This window comes from Nonomuraea helvata (genome assembly GCF_039535785.1).
In the GTDB taxonomy this organism is placed as follows: Bacteria; Actinomycetota; Actinomycetes; order Streptosporangiales; family Streptosporangiaceae; genus Nonomuraea; species Nonomuraea helvata.
In genome coordinates, this window is sequence record NZ_BAAAXV010000001.1 from 2,237,033 (window position 1) to 2,254,069 (window position 17,037).

The window sequence follows — 17,037 nt, forward strand, 5'->3', positions numbered from 1 at the left end:
GTCACCTGCCGTTGAAGGCGTCGCGCAGCCGGGAGAAGAAGCCCTGCTGGCCGGGGGCGAACTTGCCCGGCGGCCGCTCCTCGCCGCGCTGCTTGGCGAACTCGCGCAGCAGCTCCTCCTGCGCCGGCTCGAGACGGGTCGGGGTCTCGACGTTGACGTGGATCAGCAGGTCGCCGCGGCCGGACTCGTTGAGCCGCTGCACGCCCCGCCCGAACATGGTGATGACCTGGCCCGACTGCGTGCCGGGGCGGACGTCGACCTCCTCGGAGCCGTCGAGCGTCTCGACCGCCAGGATGGTGCCGAGCGCGGCGGCCGTCATCGGGATCTGCACGGTGCAGTGGAGATCGTCACCGCGCCGCTCGAAGATCTCGTGAGCACGCTCGACGATCTCCAGGAACAGGTCTCCGGGCGGGCCGCCGCCGGGGCCGACCTCGCCCTCGCCGGCGAGCTGGATGTGGGTGCCGTCCTCGACGCCCGCGGGGATGCGGACCTTGATCGTACGGCGGGTGCGCACCCGGCCGTCGCCGGAGCACTCCTGGCAGGGGTGGCGGATGATGGTGCCGAACCCGCCGCACTGCGGGCACGGCCGCGAGGTCATGACCTGGCCGAGGAACGACCGGGTGACCTGGGAGATCTCGCCGCGCCCGCTGCACATGTCGCAGGTGTCGGGATGCGTGCCTGGCGCCGCGCCCGCCCCGTGGCAGACCTCGCAGAGCACGGCCGTGTCGACGACCAGCTCGCGGGTGGTGCCGAACGCCGTCTCGCGCAGGTCCAGCTCGACCCGGATGGTGGCGTTGCGCCCCCTGCGGGCACGCGAACGCGGCCCCCTGGCGCCCGCCGCGGTGCCGAAGAAGGCGTCCATGATGTCGCTGAACGGGAAGCCCGCTCCGAAGCCACCGGCGCCCGCGCCTGCTCCCGCTCCGCCGAACGGGTCGCCACCCAGGTCGTACATCTGGCGCTTGTTCGGGTCGGACAGCACCTCGTAGGCCTGCGTGATCTCCTTGAACCGCTCCTGGGTCTCAGGATCAGGGTTCACGTCGGGATGCAGCTCGCGGGCCAGGCGGCGGTACGCCTTCTTGATCTCGTCCTGACTGGCGTCACGGCGCACCCCGAGGGTGGCGTAGTAGTCGCTGTTTGCCACTTATCGACCTCTTATGATGCAGCCAGGATCTGGCTGACGTAGCGTGCCACCGCGCGCACGGCGCCCATCGTAACTGGGTAGTCCATCCTCGTCGGTCCCAGCACGCCGAGCCGGGCCAGTTGGTTGTCGCCAGAACCGTATCCGGTCGCGACGATGGATGTCCCCCGCAGGTAGGGGTTCTCGGAGCCGATGCGCACGGTGAGCGCGGACGGGGTGTCGTTGGAAGTCTCGCCCAGCAGCCGCATGAGCACGACGTGCTCCTCCAGCGCCTCGAGCACGTCACGCAGGCCGGTCGCGAAGTCGGCGCCCGCGAGGTTCGCCGCGCCGGCGAACACGATCTTCTCGTCGTACCGCTCGACCAGCGTCTCCAGCAGCACCGACAGGATCGTGGCCGCCGCGGGCCGGTCTTCGGCGGGCAGCCGCTCGGGCAGGTCGGCGACCAGCTCGGGCACGTTGCTCAGGCCGCAGCCGTCGAGGGAGGCGTTGAACACCGCGCGCAGGTGGGCGACGCGGGTGTCATCCACGTCCTCGGGCAGCTCGATCACCCGCTGCTCGACGCGGCCGGTGTTGGTGATCAGCACGAGCATGACCCGCCGCTCGTTGAGCGGCACCAGCTCGACGTGCCTGACCGTCGAACGCGTCAGCGTCGGGTACTGCACGACCGCCACCTGCCTGGTCAGCTGCGCGAGCAGCCGGACCGTGCGGGTGACCACGTCGTCGAGGTCGACCGCGCCCGCGAGGAACGTCTCGATCGCCCTGCGCTCGGCCGCCGACAGCGGCTTGACCTGCGAGAGCCGGTCGACGAACAGGCGGTAGCCCTTGTCCGTCGGCACGCGGCCCGCGCTGGTGTGCGGCTGGGTGATGTAACCCTCCTCCTCCAGCGCGGCCATGTCGTTCCTGACCGTCGCGGGGGAGACCTTCAGGTTGTGGCGCTCGGCGAGCGCCTTGGAGCCCACCGGTTCGTTGGTGGACACGTAGTCTTCGACAATGGCGCGGAGCACCGCCAGCTTCCGATCGTCGAGCACGTGCTCACCTCCTGCCTCTGCCATTTGAGGAACGCAACCATCTAGCACTCTGAGTTCCTGAGTGCCAAGTGTACGGCTCTCGCCCACAAGGTGCGATAACAGCAGGTCGCAACCTGGCTCCTAGCTTCTTACAAGGGGCAAGTACCACACTTGCCGGCATGAGCGACAATTCACCCCCTCCGCCGTACGGCCCGCAGCCCGGCTCCCAGCCGGGTTACGGCCCCCAGCCCGGTTCCCAGCCGGGCCACGGGCAGCCTCCGCCGCAGTACGGGCCTGCGCCGCAGTACGGCCCGCCACCGCAGTACAGCCCACCGCCCCACTACGGCCCACCTCCTCAGTACGGACAATACGGCCAACAACCCCAATTTCCCCCTCGAATCGACTCGAAAGCCATCAAGCCGCGCCTGTGGTGGATCGGGCTCGTCTGGGGCGTCTTCGTCGTGTGCGCGATCGCCGGTGTCGTGGTGTTCTCCACGGGCCTGGTGAGCAGCGTGAGCGACATAGCCCCGAGCAGGACGTTCGCGGCCGGCGAAAGCGTGACGATCCCGGTCGACCCGGCAGACCGGCCCGCGGTCTACCTCTCCAGCGACACGCAGGTCAACTACGTGTGCGAGATCTCCGGCCAGGCCAAGCTCGCCAAGACCACGGGCAGGCAGACGGTCACGTCCGGATCCGTCACCTGGGTGGAGCTCTTCGTGATCAACGCCCCGTCCAAGGGCGACTACCAGCTCACCTGCACCACCCAGGAGCAGGCCGACGTGCGTTACGGCGTGGGCCGTCCACTGGCCTCGGCCGCGGGCGGGATCGCCGGCGGTGTGGCCGCGCTCCTCCTGATCCCGGGCGCGGGGCTGCTCGTCGCCGTCATCGGCACGATCGTCGTCCTGGTCCGCCGCAGCGGCGCGCGCAAGCGCCTTGCGGTCACCGGGTGATTTGCTACGGTCCCCGTGTGTACGAGGGCGATGTGCTGGCGGGAAATTGGCGGCGGCCGGGGAAGGGCAAGATCCCCAAAGTGCCCGCCGAGCTGGACCTCGTCGTGGAGGACGCCGACAGCGGCTTCTGCGGCGCGGTGGTGGCCTGCGACAAGGAGGCCGTGACGCTCGAAGACCGGTTCGGCAAACGCCGGCTGTTCCCGCTCGCGCCCGCCGCGTTCCTGCTGGAGGGCAGGCCCGTGACGCTGGTACGCCCGGCGGCGGCCCCCGCCGCCCCCAGGCGCAGCGCGTCCGGCTCGATCGCCGTGGAGGGGCTGCGGGCGAGAGTCGCGAGGGAGAGCCGGATCTACGTGGAGGGCGTGCACGACGCCGCCCTGGTGGAGAAGATCTGGGGCCATGACCTGCGGGTCGAGGGGGTCGTGGTCGAATACCTGGAAGGCGTGGACCACCTGCCAGCCATCGTGGCCGAGTTCGGCCCGGAGCCGCGGCGCCGGCTGGGGGTGCTGGTGGACCATCTCGTGCCCGGGTCCAAGGAGAGCAGGATCGCGGCCGAGATCACCTCGCCGGACGTGCTCGTCGTGGGGCATCCGTTCGTCGACATCTGGGAGGCGGTCAAGCCGTCCGTGCTGCGCATCCCGGCCTGGCCCGCCGTCCCGCGCGGGGTGCCGTGGAAAGAGGGCGTGATCGCCGCCCTGGGCTGGCGCATGGAGCCCGCGGAGGCGTGGCGGCGGATCCTCGGCGCCGTCTCCACGTACGCAGACCTGGAGCCGGAACTCCTCGGCCGGGTCGAGGAACTGATCGACTTCGTTACGGAGGCATCATGAGCCAGGACCCGCCGCAGCCGGCGCCGGACGACGACGCCACCCGCTTCGTCCCACCGTCTGACATCCCGCCCAGCCAGGGCTCCGGCCCTCAGCAGCCGGCCTACGGACAGCAGCCCGGCTCCGAGCTCGGCTACGGTCAGCAGCCCGGATCCCAGCCCGGGTACGGGCAGCAACCCGGATCCCAGCCCGGGTACGGGCAGCAACCCGGATCCCAGCCCGGGTACGGGCAGCAACCCGGATCCCAGCCCGGCTATGGACAACCGAACTACGGACAGCCTGGCTACGGCGGGCAGCCGGGTTACGGGCAGCCCGGTTATGGCCAGCCCGGATACGGTCAGCCCGGCTACGGCCAGCCTGGTTATGGCCAGCAGCCCCCGAGCTACGCCCCTCCCCCGCCCGGTTACGGCCCGCCGCCGCAGCCCGGCTACGGATATGCCGTGCCCCCGGGAGAGCCGTACGTCCCCGGCAGGTTCGGCCCCCGCCCGGGCACCGACGACACCACCATGGCGATGCTCTCGCACCTGCTCGGCCTGCTGGTCTCGTGGATCGGCCCGCTGATCATCTACCTGATGAAGAAGGACGAGTCCCCCTACGTCAGGGATCAGGCGGCGGAGGCGCTCAACTTCCAGATCACGATGTTCATCGGCTACGTCATCGCCTTCGTCCTGGCGTTCGTCTTCATCGGCCTGCTCCTGCTGCCGGTCATCTGGGTGCTGTCCCTGATCTTCCACATCCTGGCCGCCATAGCCACCAACCGGGGCGAGAGGTACCGCTACCCGTTCTCCATCCGCATGATCACCTAGACCAGCAGATCCCTGACGAGGGCGTCGGCCAGCAGCCGCCCCTGGAGCGTGAGCACCATCAGGCCCGACCTGAACGGCCCGGGCTCCAGCAGCCCGCGGGCCAGGGCGCTCGCCACGGCCGGGCGTGCGGCGGGCGCCACCTCGGCCAGCGGGTAGCCGGACGACAGCCGCAGCTCCAGCATCAGCCGCTCGGCCGCCCGGTCGTCGTCGCCGAGCACCTCGCGCGCGTGGGCGGGCGAGGCGCCGGCGGCCAGGCGCTGGGCGTAGGCGGCCGGATGCTTGACGTTCCACCAGCGGGTGCCGCCGACGTGGCTGTGGGCGCCGGGCCCGGCGGCCCACCAGTCGCCGCCGGTCCAGTAGAGCAGGTTGTGGCGACAGCGCGCCTGCTCGGAGGTGGCCCAGTTGGAGACCTCGTACCAGCCGAACCCGGCCTGCGACAGCAGCTCGTCGGCGATCTGGTAGCGGTCGGCGGCCACGTCGTCGTCGGGCATGGGCAGCTCGCCGCGCCTGATCCTGACCGCCAGCCTGGTGCCCTCCTCGACGATCAGCGAGTACGCCGACACGTGGTCGGGCCCGGCCTCGATCGCGGCGGCCAGCGAGGCCCGCCAGTCGTCGTCGGACTCGCCGGGTGTGCTGTAGATGAGGTCGAGGTTGACGTGCTCGAACCCGGCCTGCCTGGCCTCCCGTACGGCCGCCGCCGCCCTGCCGGGGGTGTGCCGGCGGTCGAGCACCTGGAGCACGTGCTCGCGTGCGCTCTGCATGCCGAAGCTGACCCGGTTGAAGCCGCCCCGGCGGAGCTTGTCGAGGTAGGCGGGGTCCACGGACTCGGGGTTGGCCTCGGTGGTCACCTCGGCCCCCGGCCGCAGCCCGAACTCCGAGTCAATCGCGGCCAGGATCCTGGACAGGTCTTCCGGAGGCAGCAGCGTGGGCGTGCCGCCGCCGAAGAACACCGTCTCCACCGGCAGGTCGGCCGCGCCCAGGACGCGGCGCGCGAGGCGGATCTCCTCGACGACCGTGTCCGCGTAGTCCCGTTGCGAGGCGCCGGGGCCCAGCTCGGCGGCGGTGTAGGTGTTGAAGTCGCAGTAGCCGCAGCGGGTCACGCAGAACGGCACGTGCACGTAGAAGCCGAACGGCCGCTCGCCGAGGCCCTTCAGGGCGCTGTCGGGCAGCTCGCCCGTGGTGGGCGCGGGATCGCCGTCAGGCAGGGTGGATGGCACGCTTCCAGTTTGCCGGGTTCACCGGAGTGCTATCGAACGGCGACTCCCACGGTGTCCACTGGTGCCGTACCGGCTGGAAGGGGTCCTCTCATGGCAGGCATCGGGATCGTGGGCGCCGGCGTCTCCGGCCTGACCCTCGCGCTGCGCCTGCAGCAGCTCGGCATCGACGCCACGCTCTACGTCGAGGCCGACGCCGATGCCCTGCGCTCGGGGCGCCTGCCCAACACGGTGAGCAGGATGGGACACACCCTGGCGCGGGAGCGGGAGCTGGGCATCGGGCACTACCGGGATCCAGGGTGCCTGATGGGCTCCGCCAGGCTCTCGATCAAGGGGGATCCGCCGCTGGAGTTCGTCGGCAGGATCTCCGAGCCGTTCCACGCGGTCGACTTCCGGCTGCTGCTGCCCGCGTACCTGGACGATTTCACCGGCCGGGGCGGCGAGGTCGTCGTCACCGGCACGCCACCCGACGCGGCGCAGGTGGCCCGCTGGTCGCGGGAGCACGAGCTGATGGTGGTGGCGGCCGGGCGGCGCTCGGTGGCGGAGCTGTTCCCGCGCGACGCGGCGCGCTCGCCGTTCGACCGGCCGCAGCGCGTCCTCACGGCCGGGCTGTACGGCGGTCTCGACCTCGGCCCGATGTTCAGCTACAACATCTCGCCCGGGTGCGGAGAGATCCTCCGCATGCCGATGATGACCAGGCACGGCGTGGCCTCCGCAGTCCTGGTCGAGGCGGTCCCCGGCGGGCCGCTGGAGCCGATCTCCCGCCTGCCCGCCGCCGAGGTCGCCGGAGAGCTGGCGAGGCTGCTCCCCGGACACGCGCCGCGGCTGGCCGAGCGGGCGGACCCCGGTCTGGAGCTGCTGGGCGAGCACGACCTGCTGCGGGGCGCGGTCACGCCGGTCGTGCGGCAGGCGGTGGCGGAGCTGCCCGGCGGCCGGATAGCGCTGGCCGTCGGCGACGCCTGGATCACCAACGACCCGCTGACGGGCCAGGGCGCCAACCTGGGCTCGGCCTGCGCCTGGATCGCTGCCGACGCCATCGCGGCGGGCGGCCCGTACGGCACCGCCTTCGGCCACGCCACGGCCGAGCGGATGTGGGAGGTGGCGGCACCGGTCACACACTGGACCAACGCGTTCCTGCGTCCGCCGGCCGAGCACGTCCTGACCCTGCTGCTGGCCGCCGCGAGCAGGCAGGACGTGGCGGACCTGGTCCTGGAGCTGTTCTCGGACCCGGCGTACGCGTGGGCGGTGTTCTCGAGCCCGGAGGAGGTGGCGCGGATCGTCGACCGCCCGCCGGGTCCGTGAGCCGGGCATGAACCACGTCAGTCCGGCGGCGCGGGCATCCGGCCGAGCACGCGCTCCGCCATGCGGTCCCACTCGGCGTCATGCCCGGGAACCGCCAGAACACGGCGGAGCGCGTCCGCGTCCCCGTGGCGGGCGCGGAACCAGTCGCCCACCGTGATCCCCGCCTCAGGCCGCGAGACGATCTCCACCGGGTCTCCCTCGCCCAGCTCACCGAGCTCGACCACCCGCAGGTACGCCCCGGGCCGCCCCACTGCCGTGAACCGCTTGACCCACCCGGGCTCGTCCATCCAGTTGCGGAACACCACACACGGGATCCTCGGCCCGCTCACCTCCAGCACGGCAGTGCCCACCCGCCACCGCTCGCCGATCAGGGCGCCGGTGACGTCGATGCCGGACGTGGTGAGGTTCTCCCCGAACCGCCCGTCACGCACCTCGCGCCCGAGCTCACGCTCCCACCAGTCGTAGTCCTCCCTGGCATACGCGTAGACAGCGTGGTCGAGCGAGCCGTGGGCCTCCTTGTCGGCCCGTTCGTCACCGGCGAGCCCGTTGGCCAGCACCTTCACCCGGTGCGTGACCCGCTGCTTGTCGATCGCGGTACGCCCCAGGTTCCCCGCCCACTCAGCCTCGACCGTTTTGCCCACATTTACCGAGAGAACGCGCATATCCGGACGGTAACCCGCACCCCTCCGAAGAGCGAGCCCTTTTCCCCTCACCTCGGCCTCCACCCCAGGGTGGAGATCCGCGTTCTCAACCCTCGGGCCGATCCGCTACGCCCCCTCCCATCCCTACGGTCAAACCCGTGGATTACATGCCGATCTCCTTCCTCATCCCCCTCGTCGCGCTCTTCGTCGTCTACCGCCAGATGAAGACCCGCCCCACAGCCAAGCGGGGCCTGCTCTACACCGCCGCCGTCATGAGCGTCGTCGGCGTCGTCACGGGCGGGCTCATCGACGCCCGGCACCTCGCGCTCAGCATCGGCCTGCTTCTGGTGGAGGCCGTCATCGCCGTCGCACTCGGCGTGTGGCGTGCGACGACCGTACGGGTATGGCTGGACGAGTCCGGCACCGCCTGGTCGAAGGCCACGGGTTGGACCCTGCTGGCGTGGCTGGTGTCGATCGCGGTCCGCGTCGGCCTCTACTTCGCCGGCCAGGCCCTCGGCCTCACCTCCTCCCCCACCGGGATCCTGCTGTTCGTCGGTCTCACCATCGGCGCCCAGGCGTACCTCGTCGCTCAGCGCGGACGTGCCCTCTCCAGCGCGGGCAGGCGACCCGGTACCGTCGTGAGGTGATGCGTGAGCCGTCCCGAATCGTCCCCACCGCACTGCGGCTGGGGACGATCGCGCTGTTGGCCGGGGCCCAGATGAGAGCGACCCCCGCCCCTGGCCTGACCGGCACCTCACTTGCGATCACCCTCATGAGCGTCGCGCTGGCCGTCGCCCTGCTCACCGTCCTGCTCCTGGCGATCCGCCGCCCCGAACGTCCGGTGGCACGGGGGCACACGGTCAACGCGCTGGCCGCTCTTCGACGATCGCGCCTCCACGACCTGCCGCTGTGGAACGCGTTGCGGCGGCCGCATCGGCCCGCGAGCCCGCCCTCGGACCCGCACAACCGCCTGCCGGGAGCGGACGGCGACCACCCACCATCAGACGAACGCCGCCCCCTTCTCGTCTTCGGCGTGCCTGTCGCGCTGATCGCCCTCGGCCTGGCCGTGGTCCTCTCCATCGCCCTCGGCACCCTGACCCAGGGCGGTGGTGCGGCGATCGCATCCCTGCTCATCTGTGTGAGCCTGGCCGTGACCCGGTTCCCCTTGCGCCAGGCGCTGCCCATCGGCGTGCTGGTCGTCGTGGGGCTGGTCGTAGCGGGTTGGATCGCCGGCAACCCTGCCCAGGACCTCCCTCTCATCCTCAGCAACTGCCTGATCTTCCTGCTCTCGTACGCGGCCAAGCAGCGCAGGGCCACCAGAGCCGCCCAGGCACGTGAGGCCGTACTCGCGGAACGCGCCAGGATCGCCAGGGAGATCCACGACATCCTCGCCCACTCCCTCTCCGCCCAGCTCGTCCACCTGGAGGGCGCCAAGCTGCTGCTCCGCGCGGAGCGGAGCGCCGAGGCGCTCGAACGCGTCACCCACGCCCGCGACCTGGCCAAGTCGGGGCTCGAGGAGGCCAGGCGCGCGGTGGCGGCACTGCGCGAGGATCCGCCCGCGCTCCCCGTGGCGCTGCGCACGCTCGCGGAGGACTTCGAGAGCACCACGCGCCAGCCCTGCACGCTCCGCGTCTCGGGACCTGAACGCCGCCTGCCGCCGGAAACGGAGCTCGCCCTGGTCCGGACCGCCCAGGAAGCCCTCACGAACGTACGCCGCCACGCCCCCGGCAGCCCGGCCACGGTCGAGCTCGAGTTCGGCCCGCCCTGGTGCGAGCTGCGCGTCACCAACCCGGCCTCCGCCGAAAAGGGCTCCCCCGGAGGGGGCTACGGCCTCGTGGGCATGCGCGAACGCGCCGAACTACTGGGCGGAACGCTGTCGGCAGGCGAACACGACGGCGGCTTCCTCGTCCACCTGAAGGTGCCGTCATGACCAGGGTGATCGTGGTCGACGACCAGGCCGTGGTGCGTGAGGGCCTGGTGCTGCTGCTCGGCCTGCTGCCCGAGATCGAGGTCGTCGGCGCGGCGGGCGACGGCGAGGCGGCGCTCCGGCTGGTCGAGGAGCAGCGGCCCGACGTGGTGCTGATGGACCTGCGCATGCCTCGCATGGACGGCGTGGAGGCCACCGGGCGCATCCGCTCGGCGTACCCGGACACCCAGGTCGTGGTCCTCACCACGTACTCCGACGACGCGTCCGTCTTCGCCGCGCTGAAAGCCGGTGCGCGCGGCTTCCTCACCAAGGACGCCGACTCCGACGACATCGCCAGAGCCGTCGCCACGGTGATGCGCGGCGACGCCCAACTCGACCCCACCGTCCAACGCCGCCTCCTGGACACCATGTCGACATCTCCCCCCCAACCCGCCACGATCCCCATCCCTCCTGCCGAAACCAGCACCCCGGCGCCCAGCCCGACGGCTCCGGGCGCGCTGCCTCACGGGCTGACCCGGCGCGAGGGCGAGGTGCTGGCCCTCATCGCCGACGGCCTCTCGAACGCCGAGATCGCCTCCCGCCTTCACGTCACGGAGGCCACCGTCAAGACCCACATCAACAACCTCTTCGCCAAGGCGCACCTGCGGGACCGGGCGCAGGCGGTCACCTACGCGTTCCGGCACGGCATGGCACGCCCGCACTGAGCCGCCTCCCCGCTGCACGAAGACCCCCGTCACGGGGAGGCCGCAACCACGAGGAGACCGCGGCGACGGGACCGGCTCAGCCCGCGTTGAGCTGGGACTCGCCATCGAACCCGGCCAGCTGTAACAACGTCTCCAACGCCGCCTGCCTGGTCTCCTCGACCGAGTCGCCCCGCTCGCCGAAACACTCCGCCGCCACGTCGAGCAGCGCCGTCACCACGACCGCATCGGGATAGGGCACATCGACGAGCACCGTGCCGTCGTCCTCCTCCTGCTCCGAAGCCAGGTGGAGTCGCAGCAGCCGTCGAGTCTCCTCAGCCACGGCGACCCCCAACACGGCGGCACGCTCAAAGCGCTCAGAAGCAATCACGTCACCCTCCAGTCGCACTGGTGTTCGGAACAGAAAAATAGGCGACGGCACCGACAGAAAATCCCCCGATGATCGCCCGCCCGCGCCACCGACCACGCCAGTGGCTACTCTCGAACGGTGTACGACTCGATCATCAACGTTCGCAAGCTCACGGTCGAACTGGGCGGCAACCCCGTGCTGCGAGGCATGGAGCTGACCGTCTCCACGGGCGAGATCGTGGCCGTGGTCGGCCCGAACGGCTCCGGCAAGTCGACCCTGCTGCGCTGCCTGGCCGGGCTCCAGCCCGCCGCCTCGGGTGAGGTGCGGGTGTTCGGGAAGGCGCCCGCCGACGATGCCGCATTCTGGCGCGAGGTCGCGCTGCTGGGCGACGAGCCTGCCTGGTATCCGGGGCTCACCGCCCGGGAGCACCTGGAGCTGATGGGCGCCGTGCATGCCCGGCCGCGCATGACGGCCGAGGCGGCGCTGGAGGAGTTCGCGCTGGTGGAGCGGGCCGACTCGGCGCCGCTGAACCTGTCCACCGGCCAGCGCCAGCGCCTCGCCCTAGCCGCCACACTGCTCAGACCCAGCACGTTGCTGCTGCTGGACGAGCCGGAACGCGGGCTGGACGCCGATTTCCGGGCCCGGCTGGCCGACCTGCTCGGCGCATACGCGGCTGCGGGCGGCACGGTGGTCATGGCCACGCACGACCAAGGCCTGGCCGCCCGTGCCCGCCAGGTCTCGCCGTCAGGGGTGGTCGCGTGATGAGCGGAGCCGAGGCAAGCGTGCAGTCGGTGCGGGCGTACGTCCGCTCGCGCGGCCGGACCCCGCGCGGCCTCCTCGACCGGTACGTCTCCGGCTTCGGCCTGGTGATGCTCATCGCGGTGCTCGGCCGGCCGTTGTCCACCGTGCTCACCGGGCTGGCCGGACCCGTCGATCCCGCACGCATGAGCGCGGGCGCTGCGCTGGTCGCGTTGGCGCTGGCCGGTTTCCTGTTCGCGGCCCGGGCGATGGGGCCCGTCCTGCTGCCTCCCGCCGACGCGTCCTGGCTCCTGCTCTCGCCACTCAACCGGCGGCACGTGCTGGCGCGTACCGGACGGGTGCTGATCATGGTCGCGGTGGTGGCGGGCGCGGCGCTCGGGCTGGGGATGCTGGCGGTGCTGGGCGCACCCGACCAGCTCGTCTGGCGGCTGCTCGGCGCGCTGGTGCTGGGAGTGTCGGCGGCCGTGGGCGGGACGGCGCTGGCGGTGCTCGGTCAGGCCTCCCCGTCCTGGCAGTTCTGGCTGACGGCGGCGATGGTCGCGCTGCTGGTCCTGGCTGTCGTGGCGGTGAGCGGTCAGGCCCGTACGGTGCTCGCCATCGCCGCGAGCGCCCCCCTCTCGACGGTCGCCACGGCGGCCTCCGCGGCTGTCGTGGTGTCCGCGCTGCTGGTACGGCGGGCGTGGGCGTCGCTCGACCGGATCCCCACCCGCACCCTCCTGGCCTCGTCCACCCGTGCGGGCCACGTGGCGAACGCCGCCGTGGGGCTCGATCCCGGCGCGCTCACCTGGATCGCCGAGGACAACCACTGGCGCGCGAGAAAGCTCAGGTCGCGGCGCTGGCCGTCACTGCCGGCGCCGCTCGCCCTGGCCTGGCAGGACTGGCGGCGGCTGGCACGCCGGCCCGGGCGGCTGGCGGCCATGGCCGGGGCGGCCGCGTTGCCCGTCGTGCCGGCCCAGGCGGGCGCGGGTCCGGTGGCGTTGGGGGCGGTCGTGCTGGCGGGAGCGCTGGCCGTGGCGGCGGCAAGCGTGTCGGGTGCGCGCCGGGACCACGACAACCCGGCCCTTTCCCGGATCATCGGCGTCGGGCACCGCTCCGCGCTCGCGGCCCGCGCGCTGCTGCCGACGCTGCTCAGCGGCGCGTGGGCAACCCTGGCGCTGGCCTGCCTGAGCGCGTCGGCGAGCCTGGCGCTGGACGGCCTGGGCCCGTGGGCGGGTGTGGGAGCGGCCGGACTGAGCGCGTTCGCCGGGGGGTGGTGGCTGTTCGGGCCGCTGGTCGCTCCCGCGCTGGCCGCCGGTGCGCTGCGGATGGCCAGGCGCGGCCCGGTCGATCACTCCATGCCGGTCATCGACACCCCGGGCGGCGCGATCCCGACCGGCCCGCTGCTCTGGGCCGCCACCGGAACGGATCTGGCCGTGCTCGGATGCCTGCCCGCCGTCGCGGCCCTGCTGTCCCCGCCCGGCGCATTGGGCGGGTTCCTGGCGGCTCAGGGCGTGGTCGGGGTCCTGACGCTCGTGGCGTACGTGTGGCGCAGATAGAGCGGGTCAGGCAACGTAGATGTCGCTGGGCACGCCCCCGTACGGGATCGTCCGGTCCTTGCGCATGCCGGCCCGCTCCGCCACCCGATGCGACGGCCCGTTGATGTCGCGGATAACCGCCACGACCGTGCCGAGGTCCTTGCCGATCCGCAGCGCCGCCTCCACGAGCTCACCCGCGTACCCGTGCCCCCAGGCGGACGGCCGGAAGCGGTAGTAGAGGTTCAGCACGTGCTCCCCGCCCAGGAGAGCATGGCGCAGCCCTCCGAACCCGAGCACCTCCGACTCGCCCTTGGCCCGCGCCGCCCAGTAGCCGAGCCCCCGCTCGGCCCAGTCGGCCAGCCACAGATCCAGCATGGCCCGGCTCGACTCCAGATCGGGAGTCGGGCCGGCGGGGTTGTAGACGTTCGTCCGCGGGTCGGAGTGGATCTCGTGGACAGCGGCTAGATCGTCGAGTGTGACCCGAGAAAGCACCAATCGCGCCGTCTGCACCACTTCCATGGTTTCAGACTAGGCGGTTCACTTCTTCTTGTCGGTGCTGGAATCGGTGGCGAGCGCGGCGACGAAGGCCTCCTGCGGGACCTCCACGCGCCCGACCATCTTCATCCGCTTCTTGCCTTCCTTCTGCTTCTCCAGCAGCTTGCGCTTACGGGAGATGTCACCGCCGTAGCACTTGGCCAGGACGTCCTTGCGGATGGCGCGGATGTTCTCGCGGGCGATGACCCGGGCCCCGATGGCGGCCTGGATCGGCACCTCGAACTGCTGCCTGGGGATCAGCTCCCGCAGCTTCTTCGCCATGTCGACGCCGTACGTGTAGGCCTTGTCCTTGTGGACGATGGCGCTGAACGCGTCGACCGCCTCGCCCTGCAGCAGGATGTCGACCTTGACCAGGTCGGCCTCCTGCTCGCCGGCCGGCTCGTAGTCGAGCGAGGCGTAGCCACGGGTGCGCGACTTGAGCTGGTCGAAGAAGTCGAAGATGATCTCGCCGAGCGGCAGCGTGTAGCGGATCTCGACCCGGTCCTCCGACAGGTAGTCCATGCCCAGCAGCTGACCGCGCCGCCCCTGGCAGATCTCCATGATCGCCCCGATGAACTCGGCCGGCGCCAGGATCGTCGACTTGGTGACCGGCTCGAAGACCTGCGCGATCTTCCCGCCCGTCGGGAACTCCGACGGGTTGGTGACGGTGAGCTCCTTGCCGTCCTCCATGACCACGCGGTAGACCACGTTGGGCGCGGTGGAGATCAGCGACAGGCCGAACTCGCGCTCCAGCCGCTCGCGCACGATCTCCATGTGCAGCAGCCCCAGGAACCCGACCCGGAAGCCGAACCCGAGCGCCGCCGAGGTCTCCGGCTCGTAGACCAGCGCCGCGTCGTTGAGCTGCAGCTTGTCGAGCGCCTCACGCAGCTCGGGATATTCGTCGCCGTCGATCGGATAGAGCCCGGAGAACACCATCGGCTTCGGGTGCTCGTAGCCGGCCAGCATGTCACCGGCGGGCTTGGTGGCCGAGGTGACGGTGTCACCGACGCGCGACTGGCGGACGTCCTTGACGCCCGTGATGAGGTAGCCCACCTCGCCGACGCCCAGGCCGAGGTCGGCGGGCTTGGGCTCGGGCGAGATGACGCCGATCTCCAGCGTCTCGTGGGTGGCGCTGGTGGACATCATGAGGATGCGCTCGCGCTTGCCCAGGTGGCCGTCCACGACCCGCACGTACGTGACGACGCCGCGGTACGTGTCGTACACCGAGTCGAAGATCAGCGCGCGGGCGGGCGCGTCGGCCTTGCCCACCGGGGCGGGCACCGTCTGGACCACGTGGTCGAGCAGCTCGCGCACGCCCTCGCCGGTCTTGCCCGACACCTTGAGCACGTCGGACGGGTCGCAGCCGATCAGCCCCGCCAGCTCCTCGGCGAACTTCTCCGGCTGCGCCGCCGGCAGGTCGATCTTGTTGAGCACGGGGATGATGTGCAGGTCGGCGTTCATGGCCAGGTAGAGATTGGCCAGCGTCTGCGCCTCGATGCCCTGGGCGGCGTCGACCAGCAGGATGGCGCCCTCGCACGCCTGCAGCGACCTGGACACCTCGTAGGTGAAGTCGACGTGGCCGGGCGTGTCGATCATGTTGAGCACGTGGCCGTCCCACGGCAGCCGCACGGCCTGCGACTTGATGGTGATGCCGCGTTCGCGCTCGATGTCCATCCTGTCGAGGTACTGCGCGCGCATGGAGCGGTCGTCGACCACGCCGGTGATCTGGAGCATCCGGTCGGCAAGGGTCGACTTGCCATGGTCGATATGCGCGATGATGCAGAAGTTGCGGATCAACGCGGGGTCGGTCTGGCCAGGCTGAGTGCGCACCGAAGTCCGTTTCGACAGGGTTGAGGTCAAGCGTCTTTCATGGTGACATGCCCGGATGAATGCCCGAACCGTCATCCGCCGCGGCCTGCGCCTGCTCACGCTTGCCTTGGCCATCGTGGTCGCGTTGGCCGCTCTGATCGCCGCCGCGCTCCGGCTCCAGTTTACCGGTGCCTCGGCGGCCTGGGCGAAGAGCACGGGCAACGACGCCCTGTGGCTGGGCCACATGTGGGTGGACGGCCGCCGTACGGAGCGTGACGTCGAGCAGCTGGCGGTACGGCTGCGCACCACGGGCATCAAGGACGTGTACGTGCACTCGGGCCCTTTCGAGTGGGACGGCACGCTAAATCCCGCTAAATACCCCAGCGCCGGAAATTTCGTGAAGTGGATGCACGAGCGCCTCCCCGCGGTCCGCGTCTCCGCCTGGCTCGGCCAGTCCGTCGAGAACGGCCTCGACCTGGACGACCCCAAGGCCCGCGAGAACGTCCTGGCCGGGGTGGCCGCCATCATGAAGCAGGGCTACGACGGCATCCACTACAACTTCGAGCCGATCGGCGACGACGACACCGACTTCCTCGAGCTCCTCGACAGGACCCGGCAGCACACGAAGCTGCTGTCCACCTCCACCCCGCAGATCGAGCCGTACCCGGGGATGCGCCTGACCGCAAGGGCCGTTCTGGCCCACGACAAGTACTGGTCCGAGAGCTACTTCAAGCAGGTCGTGGACCGCGTGGACCAGGTCGCCGTCATGACGTACGACTCGTTCACGCCCCTGCAGTCCCTCTACGGCGGCTACGTGGCCCGCCAGGCCGAGCTGGCCCTGGACCTGGTGCCCGACGGCAAGTCCCTGCTCATCGGCGCGCCCGCCTACCACGACCACGGCGTCGCGTGGGGCGACGGCGCGGAGAGCGTCGCCATGGCCGCGGACGGCGCTAAACTCGCGTTAACGGAGCACGGCCGCCGGGAGCGCTTCGGCCTGGCCCTCTACGTGGACTTCGCCGCCACCGAGGAGGACTGGCAGGAGTACATGACGCGCTGGCGTTGATTTGAGCAGGCACCTGAGTTTATTTGGTAACCTGTACAACTGCGTGTGGCGCGCCCTCTCTCGAGCCCGCGCGCCCATCCATCACTTCAGACTTTCACCGAGGCTTCTTCGTGGCGAACATCAAGTCCCAGGTCAAGCGCAACAAGCAGAACGAGAAGGCGCGTCTGCGCAACAAGGCGGTCAAGTCCTCCCTGAAGACGGCCGTCCGCAAGTTCCGCGAGGCCGCCGAGCAGGGCGACGTCGAGCAGGCCGTCGCGCTGCAGAAGGCCGCCGCCCGCCAGCTCGACAAGGCCGTCAGCAAGGGCGTCATTCACAAGAACCAGGCCGCCAACCGCAAGTCCGCGATCGCCAAGCAGGCCGCGGTGCTGGCCGCCAAGTAGTACGCCTGGCGTAGCGACGCCGCACTCCCTCCCGGGGTGCGGCGTTTTCGTTTTCCGCACCCTTTTGTCACAGTTTCGATATCACACGCCCGTATCGGGTGCGTCACCGTTGCAAAGATCAC

At 70.9% G+C, this 17,037-nt stretch carries 18 protein-coding genes; 11 read left to right on the forward strand and 7 right to left on the reverse strand.

Annotated features, from left to right (window positions below; translation table 11 throughout):
• Window position 1: 1 nt before the first annotated feature.
• Window positions 2-1,141 carry a molecular chaperone DnaJ gene (dnaJ, locus tag ABD830_RS10335; RefSeq protein WP_344986326.1) on the reverse strand — a complete coding sequence of 380 codons (1,140 nt, stop codon included), beginning with the start codon at window positions 1,139-1,141 and terminating at the stop codon, window positions 2-4.
• A gap of 11 nt (window positions 1,142-1,152) precedes the next feature.
• Window positions 1,153-2,166 carry a heat-inducible transcriptional repressor HrcA gene (hrcA, locus tag ABD830_RS10340; RefSeq protein WP_344986327.1) on the reverse strand — a complete coding sequence of 338 codons (1,014 nt, stop codon included), beginning with the start codon at window positions 2,164-2,166 and terminating at the stop codon, window positions 1,153-1,155.
• A gap of 158 nt (window positions 2,167-2,324) precedes the next feature.
• Between hrcA and ABD830_RS10345 the strand changes: the two genes are divergently transcribed.
• From ABD830_RS10345 to ABD830_RS10355, 3 genes are read left to right on the forward strand one after another with little or no spacing between them, the layout of a single operon-like run.
• Window positions 2,325-3,095 (forward strand): hypothetical protein, encoded by a 771-nt coding sequence (locus ABD830_RS10345; protein WP_344986328.1) that lies wholly within the window; start codon window positions 2,325-2,327, stop codon window positions 3,093-3,095.
• A 17-nt stretch (window positions 3,096-3,112) separates the two neighbouring features.
• Window positions 3,113-3,919, forward strand: a complete 807-nt coding sequence (locus ABD830_RS10350; RefSeq protein ID WP_344986329.1) for a DUF3097 domain-containing protein — start codon at window positions 3,113-3,115, stop codon at window positions 3,917-3,919.
• Entirely contained in the window at window positions 3,916-4,722 is an 807-nt protein-coding gene (locus ABD830_RS10355; protein ID WP_344986331.1) for a DUF4870 domain-containing protein, read from the forward strand. The genes ABD830_RS10350 and ABD830_RS10355 overlap by 4 nt, the downstream gene beginning before the upstream one ends.
• Here the strand turns inward: ABD830_RS10355 and hemW are convergent.
• Window positions 4,719-5,939, reverse strand: coding sequence for a radical SAM family heme chaperone HemW (hemW, locus tag ABD830_RS10360; RefSeq protein WP_344986333.1), 1,221 nt, complete (start codon window positions 5,937-5,939; stop codon window positions 4,719-4,721). The genes ABD830_RS10355 and hemW overlap by 4 nt on opposite strands.
• A 90-nt stretch (window positions 5,940-6,029) precedes the next feature.
• Here hemW and ABD830_RS10365 point away from each other — a divergent pair, with 90 nt between their 5' ends.
• On the forward strand, window positions 6,030-7,238 hold the full coding sequence (locus ABD830_RS10365) for a styrene monooxygenase/indole monooxygenase family protein (RefSeq protein ID WP_344986335.1): 1,209 nt from the start codon (window positions 6,030-6,032) through the stop codon (window positions 7,236-7,238).
• Between the two features lie 17 nt (window positions 7,239-7,255).
• Here ABD830_RS10365 and ABD830_RS10370 read toward each other — a convergent pair whose 3' ends face one another.
• A complete protein-coding gene (locus ABD830_RS10370) occupies window positions 7,256-7,900 on the reverse strand; it encodes an MOSC domain-containing protein (protein ID WP_344986336.1) in 645 nt (214 codons plus the stop codon).
• A gap of 137 nt (window positions 7,901-8,037) precedes the next feature.
• Between ABD830_RS10370 and ABD830_RS10375 the strand changes: the two genes are divergently transcribed.
• The 3 genes from ABD830_RS10375 to ABD830_RS10385 are packed head-to-tail and all read left to right on the forward strand — an operon-like array spanning window position 8,038 to window position 10,510.
• On the forward strand, window positions 8,038-8,526 hold the full coding sequence (locus tag ABD830_RS10375; RefSeq protein WP_344986338.1) for a hypothetical protein: 489 nt from the start codon (window positions 8,038-8,040) through the stop codon (window positions 8,524-8,526).
• Window positions 8,526-9,809 (forward strand): sensor histidine kinase, encoded by a 1,284-nt coding sequence (locus tag ABD830_RS10380; protein WP_344987657.1) that lies wholly within the window; start codon window positions 8,526-8,528, stop codon window positions 9,807-9,809. The genes ABD830_RS10375 and ABD830_RS10380 overlap by 1 nt, the downstream gene beginning before the upstream one ends.
• Window positions 9,806-10,510 (forward strand): response regulator transcription factor, encoded by a 705-nt coding sequence (locus ABD830_RS10385; protein ID WP_344986340.1) that lies wholly within the window; start codon window positions 9,806-9,808, stop codon window positions 10,508-10,510. Before ABD830_RS10380 ends, ABD830_RS10385 begins: the two co-directional genes overlap by 4 nt.
• A 76-nt stretch (window positions 10,511-10,586) precedes the next feature.
• Here the strand turns inward: ABD830_RS10385 and ABD830_RS10390 are convergent, their stop codons facing one another.
• Window positions 10,587-10,829, reverse strand: coding sequence for a hypothetical protein (locus ABD830_RS10390; RefSeq protein WP_344986342.1), 243 nt, complete (start codon window positions 10,827-10,829; stop codon window positions 10,587-10,589).
• Window positions 10,830-10,994: 165 nt separating this feature from the next.
• On the opposite strand from ABD830_RS10390, the gene ccmA reads away from it, so the two are divergent.
• Together ccmA and ABD830_RS10400 are read left to right on the forward strand one after the other, a co-directional pair.
• Window positions 10,995-11,618 carry a heme ABC exporter ATP-binding protein CcmA gene (ccmA, locus tag ABD830_RS10395; RefSeq protein WP_344986343.1) on the forward strand — a complete coding sequence of 208 codons (624 nt, stop codon included), beginning with the start codon at window positions 10,995-10,997 and terminating at the stop codon, window positions 11,616-11,618.
• Window positions 11,618-13,150 carry a DUF6297 family protein gene (locus ABD830_RS10400; RefSeq protein WP_344986344.1) on the forward strand — a complete coding sequence of 511 codons (1,533 nt, stop codon included), beginning with the start codon at window positions 11,618-11,620 and terminating at the stop codon, window positions 13,148-13,150. The genes ccmA and ABD830_RS10400 overlap by 1 nt, the downstream gene beginning before the upstream one ends.
• 6 nt (window positions 13,151-13,156) lie before the next feature.
• Here ABD830_RS10400 and ABD830_RS10405 read toward each other — a convergent pair whose 3' ends face one another.
• Together ABD830_RS10405 and lepA are read right to left on the reverse strand one after the other, a co-directional pair.
• Window positions 13,157-13,648 (reverse strand): GNAT family N-acetyltransferase, encoded by a 492-nt coding sequence (locus ABD830_RS10405; protein ID WP_344986346.1) that lies wholly within the window; start codon window positions 13,646-13,648, stop codon window positions 13,157-13,159.
• 18 nt (window positions 13,649-13,666) lie between these two features.
• The gene (gene lepA, locus ABD830_RS10410; protein ID WP_344986348.1) at window positions 13,667-15,493 is read right to left on the reverse strand and encodes a translation elongation factor 4; all 1,827 of its coding nucleotides are present in this window, start codon (window positions 15,491-15,493) and stop codon (window positions 13,667-13,669) included.
• A 55-nt stretch (window positions 15,494-15,548) separates the two neighbouring features.
• Between lepA and ABD830_RS10415 the strand changes: the two genes are divergently transcribed.
• Both ABD830_RS10415 and rpsT read left to right on the forward strand, forming a co-directional pair.
• Entirely contained in the window at window positions 15,549-16,535 is a 987-nt protein-coding gene (locus ABD830_RS10415) for a glycoside hydrolase family 18 protein (protein WP_344986350.1), read from the forward strand.
• A 110-nt stretch (window positions 16,536-16,645) separates the two neighbouring features.
• Complete coding sequence (gene rpsT, locus ABD830_RS10420) at window positions 16,646-16,915, forward strand: 30S ribosomal protein S20 (RefSeq protein WP_344986352.1); 270 nt, start codon at window positions 16,646-16,648, stop codon at window positions 16,913-16,915.
• The last annotated feature ends 122 nt before the right edge of the window (window positions 16,916-17,037 follow it).